The organism is Chryseobacterium sp. ZHDP1, from assembly GCF_018603435.1.
Lineage (GTDB): Bacteria > Bacteroidota > Bacteroidia > Flavobacteriales > Weeksellaceae > Chryseobacterium > Chryseobacterium indicum.
On the sequence record NZ_CP075682.1, the window covers coordinates 1,826,692 to 1,840,299 of the forward strand.

The window sequence follows — 13,608 nt, forward strand, 5'->3', positions numbered from 1 at the left end:
AAATGAATTGCATAATTGTAGATGATGAAGGTCTTGCTCATCATGTAATTGAAGAATATATCTCAAGAATACCTTTCCTGAATCTGGTAAAAAACTGCTACGATATTCAGGAAACCATACAGACTTTGCAGACCACAAATGTGGATCTTATTTTTCTGGACATCAATCTTCCCAACATTACGGGGATAGAATTTTTAAAAAGTTTCAACAGACTTCCAGAGGTTATTATTACAACTGCTTATGATGACTGTGCTGTACAGGGATTCGAAATGGATGTTACAGATTATCTGCTGAAACCATTTTCTTTTGAGAGATTTCTTAAAGCGGTCTACAAAAGTTACAATAAACTGAATAACTCTAAAATAATACAGGAAAAAAGTACACAGAATCTTTTTCAGGATTCGTTTATCTTTGTACGATCCAATAATGAAGATGTAAGACTGAATTTAAGCGAGATTACCCGCATCAATGCGCTGAAAGACTACATCATTATCTACACGGAAACCCGAAAGCTGATCGTTCATCAGACCATGAAATCAATTATGGAGAAAATTGAGTCTGAAAATTTTATCCGGATCCACAATTCTCATATCATATCATTAAGGCACGTTCAGAGTATCGGGAAAAATAGTCTCATGGTTGGCGGCGAAAGAATTCCGATAAGCGAAAAATACAAAGTTTATCTGAGTAAAGTTGTGGAAAAATACAAATAATTTGTTTTTTTCTAATAGTCTCTAATGTAAAATTCTTTCCGACCAGTTCAGTTCTTCTGGCAATTCCATATCAGAAAATTCAATGTGAATCACTCTTCTTTTTCTGCCGTTCGTCGTTCGGTTGGAACCGTGAAGAAGTAAAGGTTTCATAATCATAATTCCGCCTTTTTCTACATTACAGATGGTTTCAGTTTCTGCGTTCCAGTCGATGGTTTCCGGTCTGTAAATTCCTTTGGCGTGGGATTTCGGAACAATTTTTAAGGCTCCGTTATTTTCATCGGTATCATCCAGATGAATTCTTATGGTGAAAATATTTTCCAAAATATTCAAAGGAGGCTGAACCGCAAACTGATTTTGTTTCGTTGTCCATGGTCCGAAATCTTCAATTTCCAACTTTTTATCAACAGAAATTGTTAAATCCTGATGATAAGCAACATACCAGTTTGATTTTTCAGGTTTATCAAAATAAATACTTTTTACCACAAAATATTTTTCGCCGAAAATTTCTTTGATGATTGTTCTTAAATTTTCATTAAAAATCAAATCTTTTACTTCAGGAATTTCCTTTAAAAACTGTCGGATGGCAAAAAGATCTTCCGACTTTCTGAAAGTTTCTTTAGAAGTATCTATATTTTGGATGACTTCACCGATCTTTTCAATTTCTTCATCGGAAAAAATATTGTCGATAACTGTAAAACCGTTTTCTGTAATTGAGTTTTTATAGTTTTGTAAATTCATTTGATTGTTTTGAATCTTATTTAACACAAAGATCGCAAAGATTATATTTAAAAGGATTGAAAATATTCTTCGTTCGCTAAGGCGTTTCACTCAGCAAATGATAACAGTATCATTCTAATTTTTATTATTGCTAATTTTTGAATTAAATTTCTTTAACATGGAGCTGTCATTCTGATCGAAGCGCAGCGTAGGGAAGAATCTTTTTCTTAAAACAAAGATCGCAAAGATTTTATTTAATCGGATTGAAAATATTTTTCGGTCGCAATGGCGTTTTACTCGGCAAATGATAGCAATGGTTACGTGATTAGAAGTCGTGGTCAAAAATAAATGGTCAATAATGAAAATTAAGAATTCACTATTGACCAATCACAGCCTAGCTTGATTTTTATAAGATATGAATCGTCAATGGTGAATCCGTTTTGCTTGTAAACTTTCTCTTTAATAATTCACATTTCACAAACGAAGTGAAATTGACTTTTCAATCATTAATTACAGATTTCCACCATGATTTTCCAACTGTCCTTCCCACTTAGAAACCGCTGAGGTTGCCAAAGCATTTCCGAGAACGTTGGTCATACTTCTTCCCATATCGCAGAAATGGTCGATTGGCAGAATTAAAGCAATTCCTTCCGGCGGAATGCCGAACATGGAACAGGTTGCTACAATAATTACTAAAGAAGCTCTTGGAACTCCCGCGATTCCTTTTGAAGTTAACATCAATACCAGAAGCATTGTAATCTGTTGTCCTACCGTCATTTCAATTCCGTAGATCTGAGCGATGAAAATTGATGCAAACGTCATGTACATCATGCTTCCGTCCAGATTAAAAGAGTATCCTAAAGGTAAAATAAACGATACTACTCTGTTGTTACAGCCAAATCGCTCCAGTTCTTCCACCAATTTTGGGAAAACCGCTTCTGAACTCGTCGTTGAGAAAGCAATCAGCAATGGTTCTTTTATTCTTTTTAACAATTCGAAAAGACGGTTGCCTAAAATTAAATATCCAACCAGTAAAAGCACCAGCCAAAGTACGCCTAAAGCGAAGAAAAAATCTCTTAAATAAATGGCATAGACTTTAAAAATCTCAAAACCATTGGTCGCGACTACCGCAGCAATAGCACCTAAAACTCCAAGCGGCGCAAACCACATGATGTATCCTACCATTTTCAGGATTCCGTGTGCTATAATGTCGAATAGTTTGATAACAGGCTGAGAATATTCTTCACCTAAATTGGCAAGAGCAATTCCGAACATGATGGAAAATACAACAATCTGTAATACTTCATTGGTTGCAAAAGCTTCGAAAATACTTTTAGGAATAATATGTTTTACAAAGTCTTCCATAGAGAAACCTTTGCTGGTTTTCAATAATTCTTCTGCGGAAGCAGCATCCTGAATCGGAAGTTTGGTAACGTGTCCCGGTTCAAGCCAGTTTACCAGCATTAATCCAATGAATAATGAAATTAATGAGGCAGAAATAAACCACAGCATCGCTTTCGTCCCTACTCTTCCGATCATTTTAATATCGCTCATCTTGGCAATTCCTACGACAAGAGTTGTGAAAACTAACGGAGCAATAATCATCTGAACGAGACGGATGAACACCGTTCCCAGAAGTTTTATATTTTTAGAAAAAGATTCTGCACTTTCCGGATATTGTGTGTGTACAAGTCCGCCGATTCCCACACCGATCACGAGTGCAATAATAATTGCTATAAAAAGTTTATTCTGTCCTTTCATATATATGTTTCAAGATTCGCAAATATAATATTTTTACAATTGGCAGGAAGATTTCATTTCCTTCACAAATAATATTATGTTAAATCAAACACGATTTAAAATTAATTATCTGATTAATAAAATATTGTAGAAAAATTTACAAAAATTTATTTGAATTTTATCCTTTTGGTACAAATTTTATTATTACATTTACTTGTATTAACAACATAAAAAAATATACAACTATGAAAAAAACGATCGCAATGGCTGCATTAGCTATAGCTGTATCTTTCGGAGCTGTTTCTTGTAAAAAGAAAGTTTCTGATGCCGATCTTCAAACGCAGGCTACTACGGTAGTAACAGCAAATCCTAGTGCTTCTGTAGAGGTGAAGGACGGAGTTGCACACCTGAGCGGGACTTTCGAAACTCAGGAGGCAAAAGATGCAATGATTAAGCAACTGAAAGCCATTACCGGTGTTAAAGAAGTAATGGATATGGCGACTGTAGCTCCTGCTGCACCTGCTGTAGCTCCTGTGGAAACTAAAAGCGCGGTAGATCCGATGGTACAGCAAAAAGTACAGGATGCCGTAAAAGATATTCCGGGGGTAAAAGTTGAAGTAGTAAACGGAGAACTTACTCTTACAGGAAGCGTATCTTCTGCTGATGCAAGAAAAGTAAAAGAATCTGTTGATGCTTTGAAAGTGGGTAAAGTAAATTATAAGTATACTGTAAAATAATCCGGAGATGAGCACATTACAAGATAAATATTCAAGTGTAGTTTCGGCAGCTCAGTCTGCAGGGATTTCTAATCTTCAGGTTCAGGAACAGGACGGAATTCTTTACGTTTCAGGGAGTGCTTCCAACACAGCAGCGAAAGATGCGGTCTGGAACGCTTTAGGGGCAATTGATTCTACATATTCTGCTTCAGACATCAATATTGATGTACAGGTTTCAGGTTTGGCAGCAGGTGCAGCTCTTACGGTTGCAACGGACGAATCTAATCTGAACATCAGACAGGAACCTTCTACGGATGCCGCAGTTGTAGGTAAAGCAGCAAAAGGTTCTTCTGTGACTTTGGTTGAGCAGACATCAGATGACTGGTGGAAAGTAAAAACTGAAGACGGGCAGGAAGGTTATGCTTACTCAAGATATTTGAGAGCTTAATTGTAAAGATTTAACAATATTTAAAATAGGAACATCCCTTTTCGGGGATGTTTTTTTTATATTTTAGCGCGTTCAAAAACATTCAATGAAGAAAATCTTATGGTTGCTGTTCTTTTTGTCTGGCTTTCTTATGCTGAGCGGACAAAAGTACGTCATTAAAGGAAAAATTACAGATTTTGAAAAAAAACCTGTGGAGAATGCAACCATTTATCTTTTAAAACAGAAAGACTCTTCATTAGTCGATTATACAGCTTCTAACAGGGAAGGTCTGTTTGCAATAAAAACCAAAGAACTTAATGAACCTACAATCCTACAGATTGATGCTGAAAAATTAATTTCTTATTCCACAAAATTCTATACCATCGACAAATCTATTGATCTGGGAGACATCCAGTTGGATAAAAACCAGATTTCGGATATTGAAGAGGTAAAAATTACCGTTTCGCCGATTAAAATTAAAAAAGATACGGTTGAATACAACGCAAAAGCTATCAAAGTTCGTCCCGACAGTAATATTGAAGAACTGCTCAAAAATATTGATGGCGTGGAAATCGACAACAACGGAAAAATTACCATCAACGGAAAAGAAGTCGACCAGATCATGGTGAACGGAAAGCCTTTTTTCGATAAAGACGGAAAAATTGCGTTAAAAAATCTTCCTGCCGATATCATTAAAAACATTCAGATTACCACCACCAAAACCAAAGAAGAGGAACTTACGGGAAAAACGCCGAAATCACAGAACAAAACCATTAATTTCAATATTGATGAAAAGAAAAACAAAGGCTGGGTTTCAAAAATTTCTGCAGGTTACGGTTCGGATAAACGGTATGACGAAAAAGGACTGATTAATTATTTTAAAGATAAAACCAAGATCAGTTTGCTGGGTTATGCCAATAATATCAATTCGCAGGGTGTTACTATGGATGATGACAATGGTAAAAACTCAAAGCTGGGAATTCAGAAATCTTCGATGATCGGAGTGAATTACAATGATAAGCTTGGCAAAGAAGTTGAAATTGAGGAACTGGGAATCAAACGCAATACAACCAACCTTGAAACAGCTTCAAAAGTTTCCAAAACCACTTTTCTTCCCGATTCGAATTTAAAAACAGACTCTGAAAACCGCGCCGAAAACGAAAGAGAGCAATACACGCTGAATTCTACGCTGCGAATAAAGCCGGATACAATCAGTACCATTTCTTTTTCGCCGTCGTTTTCTTTTACAAAATCAAATAATTTCAGAACGGGAAATTCAGCGACTTTTAAGAATGATGAGCTTTTAAACAAAAGTCAGTCTTCTACTGTAACGGACTCCGAAAACAACAGTTTCTCGCCCAATCTTCATTACGCAAAAAAATTCAGAAAGAAAAACAGAAGTTTTTATGCCGATTTAATTACTTCGATTCAGCAGAATAAAAACAATAACCTCATCAATTCCGGTACTTTATTTTTTGAAAACGGAGTGGAAAATGTTGCGAAAAGAGATGTAAGAAATCAGCTGAGCCAAAGTAAAAATCAGAATAACAATTATTCATTTAATACAAAATATACGGAACCTGTTTCGGATTCTGCAAGTGTGACGATGAGTATAGAGTATAATTCGAGAAATTCGGTGAATGAAAGAATTGTTAATGATTTTGATACCGCTACCGGAAAATATACGGTGTATAATCTTGCTTTATCCAACCGTTCGGATGAAAAAAACAATCAGCTTTCGCCGGAAATCAGTTTTAATTTAGATAAAAAAATGTTGAAAATGTGGACTTCATTAGGTTTAAATCTTACAGATCTGAACTATCATTCCACTTTCAACGGACAAAATTATGAGCTTCAGCGAAATTTTGCGCTTCCGAGATATAATTTCGGACTGCTTTACAATTTTAGCCAGACTTCTAATGTAAGCATCAATAATTCATCGTTTTTCAGTCTTCCCTCTTCCGCCAACCTGATTCCTTATGTGGATGAATCCAATCCTCTGGTAACGTACAAAGGAAATCCTGATTTGAAAAACTCATGGACAAATTCTACGAATGTTTATTTCAACAATTATAATATTCAGAAAAATTTAAACTATTATTTCAATTTCAGTTTTGTGTACAATAACAACAACACAACCAATTATTCATATTACGATGATTCAGGAAAGCAGTTTGTGACTTACGCCAACATCAGCGGAAATAAAAGCGTCAATTTCATTGCAGGTTTAGGAAAAACGTATAAATGGGAAGATCATAAACTGAATGTAAGACCAAGATCAGGATTTAGTTACAGTTTTAACAGGGGTTTTATCAACGGACAGCAATTCACAGGAAACTCTTACAATTTAAGTCCGGGAATTAATCTTACCTATGAAAAGAAGGATAAAATTACGATCAAACCATCTTACAGTATCAATTATAATTTTTCAGTATATAAAAATTACAGCATTGAAAGTATCAAAAATACGTCTCAGAATTTCAGGCTGGAACTTACCAATTATTTCTTCCAGACTAATCTTGTTTTCGAAAATGATTTTGAATACAACACGAGTTCGAATATCGCACCGGGTTTCAAGAGAGATTTTTACTTTTTAAATTCAAGTGTAAGTTATACTTTTTTCAAAAAACAGCTTACTGCGCGTGTAAAAGTGTATGATGTTCTTAACCAAAACCAAAGTGTTACCAGAACAATTTCCGCTTCAGGCGTGGAAGACAGAGAAGATTTGATATTGAAAAGGTATGTGATGTTTTCTCTGGTAATGAAACTGAATAAATTTGGAGGAAAGAAAAAGTAATTTTATTTGAATCTCTTTTGTTAAAATCTTTGATTTTTTTTAACTTATGTGATCTTTTTTCCATTTAAGTATTAAACTTAAAAAACCAAAGTGTTTAAATCTTTTGCATTTTTTGTGGTAAAGTTTAAAATAAAAGATCCATAAAAAAATATTTAATTTAGATTCTTCCTTCGCCCGAATAATAACCTGTTGTTAAAACTTTGTGTTAAAAACCATTTTATGATTAAATTAGCTGCAAATTTTAAACAATGAAGATTCACTTTTCGATTTTGTTTGTTTTTCTGTTTGTTTTTGGAAATTCTCAGACTAAACAGCAACCCGATACTTTTGTAAAGGATAATTTTATTAAAAAGGAGATGTATATCCCGATGCGCGACGGAGTAAAACTGTTTACTTCGGTGTACATTCCAAAGGATATTTCCAACAAGAACAAATATCCTTTTCTGATGCAGAGAACCTGCTACAGCGTTGCTCCTTATGGTGAAAACGAGTACAGAACCAAACTGGGACCGAACCAATATCTGATGAAAGACAAATATATCTTTGTGTTTCAGGATGTTCGCGGAAGATACATGAGTGAAGGAACGTTCACCAATATGACGCCGCAGGTGGATCATAAAACGAAAAAAGACGTTGATGAAAGTACCGATACCTACGACACCATCGATTGGTTATTGAAAAACATCAAAGACAATAACGGAAAGGTAGGACAATACGGAACTTCTTATCCCGGATTTTATACCGCAGTCGGAATTTTAGCTGAACATCCTGCTTTGGTAGCTTCTTCTCCACAGGCGCCGATTTCAGATTTCTGGAATGACGATTTTCTTCATAACGGAAGATTTATGATGGGCTATTTCAGAACCTTCCCTGTTTTCGGCGTTCAGAAAACAAAGCCGGAAAATAAAGCATGGTATTCTGATTCTATGATTAAAGCGACTTCTGAAGACGGTCTGAAATTTTACAGAGACATGGGAACTTTAAAAGACGGTTATGAAAAGTACTACAAGGATAATTTCTTCATGACGGAAATAATGAACCACACGAATTACGATGAATTCTGGCAGAAAAGAAGTTTATTGCCTCATCTTAAAAACGTAAATCATGCGGTAATGACTGTGGGAGGATGGTTTGATGCGGAAGATCTTTCAGGACCTTTAAATATTTATAAAACCATTGAAAAAACAAGCCCGAAAGCGAAAAACACAATTGTAATGGGACCTTTTTCTCACGGAGCCTGGGCATATGAACAGGGAAAACATTTCCACAACCAGATTTATTTCGGAGACAGCATTGCAACGTATTATCAGAAAAATGTGGAAACAAAATTCTTTAATCATTATCTGAAAGGAAATACAAAACAGGATGCAGGTTTACCGGAAGCCTTGATGTACGACACCGGTGCAAAACAATGGAGAGAGTTTGCAACCTATCCGCCGAAAGAAGCACAGAAAGTGAATTTCTATTTATCAAAAGGAACTTTGAAAAACACAGCGGGACAAGGTTCTTCAGAATACTACAGCGATCCGAATAATCCGGTTTTAAGCTCTGATAATTTAAAAGATTTCAACGGTTTTACGCCAAGAAATTATATGTCGGAAGACCAGAGATTTGCAGAAGGAAGACCCGATGTTTTAACGTTTACAACGGATGTTCTGACGGATGACATTACGTTTGCAGGAGAAATTATGGCAAAATTAAATATTGCTTCCACTTCTACGGATGCAGATTTTGCGGTAAAATTAATTGATGTTTATCCTGAAGATTTTAAACCTGCTGAGAAAAAAGACGGGGTGATCTATGGAAATTATCATCAGATGGTAAGAAGTGAAATTATGCCGGCAAGATTCAGAAATTCGAGAGAAAAAGCGGAAGCTTTGGTTCCGAACCAGAAAACAGCGGTGAATTTCAGATTGCAGGATGTGGTGCATACTTTTAAAAAGGGACATAAAATCCAGATTCAGATTTCTTCAACGTGGTTCCCGCTTTTTGCGATCAACCCGCAGAAATTTATGGAAAACCCGAATTTTGCAACGAAGGAGGATTACACGAAAGCATTTATCAAAGTTTTTGATGACAGTGCAATTGAAGTTGAGGTCTTGAAATAAATTTAAAAGCTGTTCGGTTGGAACAGCTTTTTTTTATGTTTTTATTTTCTCGCAGATTGTGCAGATTTTTTTACACAATCATCTGCTAAATTTACTTAATCTGCGGGAAATAATTATCCATCCAATTTGTCATTTTGAAAGGGTCTCAACGATACACTGAAAACTTTGTTTAGATGCTTTCAGCATGACAAACATACCGTAGATTAATGTGAATAAATCACTCTTCAATCGTTCTGAAAGTTAAATTCACTCGCGGTATTTTTACTTTTGTGGTTGGAGGAAGCCGGTGCAGCCAATTGTCCTGCGTTGTTCCTTTCATCACCAACAAGCTTCCGCTTTCCAGAAATATTTCGGCTTTTTCTTTTGTTGTTTTATGTTTAAATAAGAACTTTCTTTCCGCTCCGAAAGTCAGGGAAGCAATGGCTCCGTGTTTTTTTAAATCTTTTTCGGCGTCACTGTGATACGCCATTCCTTCGCTTCCGTCGTGGTATAAATTCAGAAGACAGGAGTTGTAGGTTTCGCCGGTAATTTCTTCACATTTTTTCTTTAATTCCAATAATTCGGGAGTCCAGAATTTAGCATATTTTGTACGTTTGGAATAGGTATATTCAAATGGTTTTTCACCAAACCAGGCAACTTTTCTTTTGGTTACAATCAGTTTTCCGAAAATAACGGCTTCATCATTTTCCCATGGAATTTCATTAAATAGATAATCGAAATAAAAATCAGCCTTTTCTTTGGAGAACACTTTTCCGTAATAATGAACGGTTCCGTCTTTGGGAAGGATATTTAAAGGATAATCTGATACGTCTTCGAATAAACTCATCATAAAGTTTAATGTTTTGTGATTAATGTTTCAAGTTCTTTGTCATTCTGTAGGAATCTAAGCTAAGCATTTTTAAATTTTAAACTCTAATAAATGATCCTAGATTCCTACAGAATGACAATATTTCGTTGATTTTTTTATTAAAATAAGTTTTAGGCTAAAGCCAATTTGGTCAATTGATTATTTTAAACGGGCTAAAGCCCGTTTCTATTGATGGAATAGTTTTTTTTAAAATTTCAATCAAAATTATTAGCTATTCGTAAAAAATTAGTGCAATTTGTGTTTGAAATCAAGAGTACATTTTTGAACTTTCCCAGCCGATAATTAGCTGTTTTCTTTCGCTTCCCCACATATAACCGCCGATTTTTCCGGTTGACTGAATTACTCTGTGACACGGAATTAAAAATGCAACAGGATTGCTGCCTATCGCAGTTCCGACGGCTCTTGAAGCATTAGGATTTCCAATTTTATCCGCCAGATTTCCATAGGTCGATAATTTTCCCATCGGAATAGTGAGCAGACTTTCCCAGACTTTCAACTGAAAATCCGTTCCTTTTAAATGAAGCTTTATGGTGTTCAGTTCCGTCCAGTCTTTACTGAAAATAGAAAGGGCGTTGTTCTGGAAATCATCTTTTCTTTCAAAAAAAGAAGCATTGGGAAATTTAGCCTGTAAATCTCCCAATGCTTTATGATGATCGGTTTCAAAAGCCATATAGCAGATTCCTTTCTCTGTGGAAGCTGCAATTACTTTTCCAAAAGGACTTTCGGAAAAACTGTAATTGATGTTGAGGCTTTTTCCTCCGTTTTTATATTCTGCCGGAGACATTCCTTCTATTTTCACAAACAGATCGTGCAGTCTGCTTGTACTCGATAATCCTGTCTCGTAAGCCGTATCAAATAAACTCGCTTTTTCTTCCTTCAGCAAACTTTTGGCATGTTCCAGACTGATGAACTGCAAAAATTTCTTCGGGCTCGTTCCTGCCCAGTCAGAAAACATCTTCTGAAAATGAGCCGGGCTCAAATGAATTTTCTCCGCCACTTCCTCCAGACTTGGCTGAAGCTTAAAATTGCTCCGGATATAGTCTATCGCTTTGGCAATTCTTTCGTAATCTATCTGATTCTGTGTAGACATAACATTGAATTTACCTCACAAATTTCCAAAGAATCTACGGCAGAAAAAATCCGTTTCCTGCGGAATTTAGTTGTTGTTATAGATATGATAGTAAGCAAGCATTTTATAATATAACTTCGCCGCCAAGAATGCGCTTGGTTTTGCCATCGGAGAATCCATTAATTCTACAATATCAAAAGCAACAACGTTACATTTTTCGAATACTTTTCTTAACAATTCCAACGTAGGATACCACTGTAAACCTCCCGGTTCAGGAGTTCCTGTTGACGGACAAAGTGAAGGATCGAAAGCATCAAGATCAATGGTGATGTACACATTTCCTGAAACTTTTTCCAAAACGTCGTTTACCCAGTTTTCGTTGTTGGCAATTTCGTGAGCGAAAAACACTCTTCCTTCCGGTAAATATTCCACTTCTTCCACATCCATAGAACGGATTCCCACCTGTACCAGATTATGTTTCTGATTGGCTTCAAAAACCGCACATGCGTGGTTGGAAGTAGACCCGTGGAATTCCGGACGAAGATCTGTATGCGCGTCTAACTGAAGAACAGTTAAATTTTCAAACTTCTCTCCTACCGCACGAATCGAACCGATAGAAACCGAGTGTTCACCCCCGAAAAGCGTGAATAGTTTTCCGTCATTATTCAAAAGCTCTTTTGTTTTCTGGTAAACGGCTTCTGTCATGGCTTCCGGTGAAGAGTTTTCAGAAACTTCTCCTGCTAAATATACTCCTTCTAAATATGGTTCTGTCTGTGTTTCGATGTCATACAGTTCCATGTTTTCGGAAGCATCAAGGAATAATTCAGGACCTTTATCGGCTCCTTTTCCCCACGTTGAAGTTCCGTCGTACGGAACAGTAATCAACATTACTTTCGAGTTTTCTAACGATGCATTTTCCTCAGGAATTCCTGCGTATGTTTTCATGTTTTATGTAAAAATTAAATGATTTCGGCAAAGATACAAAGAAGTTTGGAGAAGTTGGCGGGTGATGAAAGGAACAACTTCATGAAGTAATCTGATAAATTTTAAATTATGATAAATGTAATTCGCAGATTATAATGTCGACACAAGTAGTTCCCGAATATCCACTTTCAAAAATTTCGAGATTTCATAAAGCGTTTCAACAGAAGGCTGAACTTCATTTGTACACCAGCGAGAAACTGTTGACTCGGTTTTTCCCAAATGACGGGCTAATTCTTTACTGGTTTTGTTTTTTTCAACCAGAACAGATTTTATTCTATTTAAGTTTACTTTCGACACGATGATAATTTATTGACTTCTCCTGCAAATATCGTTAAAATTTAAACACTTGAAAATCAATTCAAAAAAGCAATAAATTATATTTTTACGATAATTTATTTTTACTAAAATATAATTTATTATACTTTTACAACAATAAACAACCATCATGAAGGAAGAAAAAAAATATCAAAAATCAGGAATAAGACAATTGAAAGTGCATCAGAAGTACATTTTAAGACCGTATCATCGGTATGTTGTATTTCCTGAAATCCGACTTTGTGGAAAATGGCTTCAGGAAACGGGTTTCCATTGTGGACAATCTGTGCTTGTTTGCCACAAGAAAAATAAAATCATCATCACTCTGAATAAGGAAATGAATTCAGATCAGTAAAGAGATGTTGATAAAATGGATTGATAAAAAAATTTTATTGCACGGTTAATTTTTTATATTTGATCTTTACTATTTGTATTGATATTTTAAATAAATATCAACTTAATGGTAATTTTAAAAGACTAATAAAAAAAATCAAATAATATAAATATATGGGATTATTTAATAGAATTTTTGGTAAGGGAAATGTTGAATCTGATAAAATTGCTGAAAGTGATATTCAGAAAATAAAATCTGGAGAAATAAATAAAATTTATCCAATACTTAAGCCGGGTGATTGGGTAGGAGTAAAAGCTGGTGCTTTGAAACAAACAATAATAGGTACACAAGAAGAACCTGAACTTGTTGTTGCTTTTGGTTATGATACCCCGGATAATTTTGTTTTTCTAATGCCACATGATTTAGAAGAAAAAAAACCAAGTGAAATTTTGAAAGAAGCATATGACAACTTAGAGAAAATTGAATCTAATTTTGAAATTTCCGAAACACTTAACAGACAGGTTTTAACTGCTTCCAGACAAGACTTTTCCAGCGAAAAAATTTTATGCAGAAGCCATATGCTTAAAGCACATGAACTTTTAAATGCAAAAGAACTGTATGTTTCAATCCCAAGACGAAGATGTATGATGATAACATCAAAACAAGTTGACGAAGAACTTTTTGATACATTTTTACAGTTACATAATCATACCTGGAATGATGAATCTTACGGAAATGCACAAATTTTAAACGCACTTTTCGTTGTAACTGATGGGCAGATTGAAGGAATGATTCCATTAGAAAATTAAATAATAAACAC

The 13,608-nt window shown here is 35.3% G+C and carries 13 protein-coding genes; 7 read left to right on the top strand and 6 right to left on the bottom strand.

Annotated features, from left to right (window positions below; translation table 11 throughout):
• Positions 1-2 precede the first annotated feature (2 nt).
• Positions 3-713, top strand: a complete 711-nt coding sequence (locus KKI44_RS08330; protein ID WP_214590591.1) for a LytR/AlgR family response regulator transcription factor — start codon at positions 3-5, stop codon at positions 711-713.
• Between the two features lie 21 nt (positions 714-734).
• Here KKI44_RS08330 and KKI44_RS08335 read toward each other — a convergent pair whose 3' ends face one another.
• Together KKI44_RS08335 and KKI44_RS08340 are read right to left on the bottom strand one after the other, a co-directional pair.
• Positions 735-1,451, bottom strand: coding sequence for a phytanoyl-CoA dioxygenase family protein (locus tag KKI44_RS08335; RefSeq protein WP_214590592.1), 717 nt, complete (start codon positions 1,449-1,451; stop codon positions 735-737).
• A 489-nt stretch (positions 1,452-1,940) separates the two neighbouring features.
• Positions 1,941-3,191 carry a dicarboxylate/amino acid:cation symporter gene (locus tag KKI44_RS08340; protein WP_214590593.1) on the bottom strand — a complete coding sequence of 417 codons (1,251 nt, stop codon included), beginning with the start codon at positions 3,189-3,191 and terminating at the stop codon, positions 1,941-1,943.
• A gap of 224 nt (positions 3,192-3,415) precedes the next feature.
• Here KKI44_RS08340 and KKI44_RS08345 point away from each other — a divergent pair, with 224 nt between their 5' ends.
• The 4 genes from KKI44_RS08345 (at position 3,416) to KKI44_RS08360 (ending at position 9,218) form a co-directional block, all read left to right on the top strand.
• On the top strand, positions 3,416-3,907 hold the full coding sequence (locus tag KKI44_RS08345) for a BON domain-containing protein (RefSeq protein WP_087709183.1): 492 nt from the start codon (positions 3,416-3,418) through the stop codon (positions 3,905-3,907).
• Positions 3,908-3,914: 7 nt separating this feature from the next.
• Positions 3,915-4,334, top strand: coding sequence for an SH3 domain-containing protein (locus KKI44_RS08350; RefSeq protein ID WP_076395538.1), 420 nt, complete (start codon positions 3,915-3,917; stop codon positions 4,332-4,334).
• A gap of 85 nt (positions 4,335-4,419) precedes the next feature.
• A complete protein-coding gene (locus KKI44_RS08355; protein ID WP_214590594.1) occupies positions 4,420-7,110 on the top strand; it encodes an outer membrane beta-barrel protein in 2,691 nt (896 codons plus the stop codon).
• A 248-nt stretch (positions 7,111-7,358) separates the two neighbouring features.
• On the top strand, positions 7,359-9,218 hold the full coding sequence (locus KKI44_RS08360; protein WP_214590595.1) for a CocE/NonD family hydrolase: 1,860 nt from the start codon (positions 7,359-7,361) through the stop codon (positions 9,216-9,218).
• 217 nt (positions 9,219-9,435) lie between these two features.
• On the opposite strand, the gene KKI44_RS08365 is transcribed toward KKI44_RS08360, so the two are convergent.
• The 4 genes from KKI44_RS08365 to KKI44_RS08380 all read right to left on the bottom strand — a co-directional run bounded on the left by KKI44_RS08365 (position 9,436) and on the right by KKI44_RS08380 (position 12,436).
• Positions 9,436-10,044, bottom strand: a complete 609-nt coding sequence (locus tag KKI44_RS08365) for an alpha-ketoglutarate-dependent dioxygenase AlkB family protein (RefSeq protein ID WP_214591117.1) — start codon at positions 10,042-10,044, stop codon at positions 9,436-9,438.
• Positions 10,045-10,333: 289 nt separating this feature from the next.
• On the bottom strand, positions 10,334-11,176 hold the full coding sequence (locus KKI44_RS08370) for a bifunctional helix-turn-helix domain-containing protein/methylated-DNA--[protein]-cysteine S-methyltransferase (RefSeq protein WP_214590596.1): 843 nt from the start codon (positions 11,174-11,176) through the stop codon (positions 10,334-10,336).
• A gap of 66 nt (positions 11,177-11,242) precedes the next feature.
• Positions 11,243-12,100: an agmatinase gene (gene speB, locus KKI44_RS08375; RefSeq protein WP_214590597.1), complete on the bottom strand. Its 858-nt coding sequence runs from the start codon at positions 12,098-12,100 to the stop codon at positions 11,243-11,245.
• A gap of 129 nt (positions 12,101-12,229) precedes the next feature.
• Positions 12,230-12,436: a helix-turn-helix transcriptional regulator gene (locus KKI44_RS08380; RefSeq protein ID WP_214590598.1), complete on the bottom strand. Its 207-nt coding sequence runs from the start codon at positions 12,434-12,436 to the stop codon at positions 12,230-12,232.
• Positions 12,437-12,584: 148 nt separating this feature from the next.
• Between KKI44_RS08380 and KKI44_RS08385 the strand changes: the two genes are divergently transcribed.
• On the top strand, positions 12,585-12,809 hold the full coding sequence (locus KKI44_RS08385; protein ID WP_214590599.1) for a SymE family type I addiction module toxin: 225 nt from the start codon (positions 12,585-12,587) through the stop codon (positions 12,807-12,809).
• 152 nt (positions 12,810-12,961) lie between these two features.
• On the top strand, positions 12,962-13,597 hold the full coding sequence (locus KKI44_RS08390) for a hypothetical protein (RefSeq protein WP_250902179.1): 636 nt from the start codon (positions 12,962-12,964) through the stop codon (positions 13,595-13,597).
• Positions 13,598-13,608: the final 11 nt, after the last annotated feature.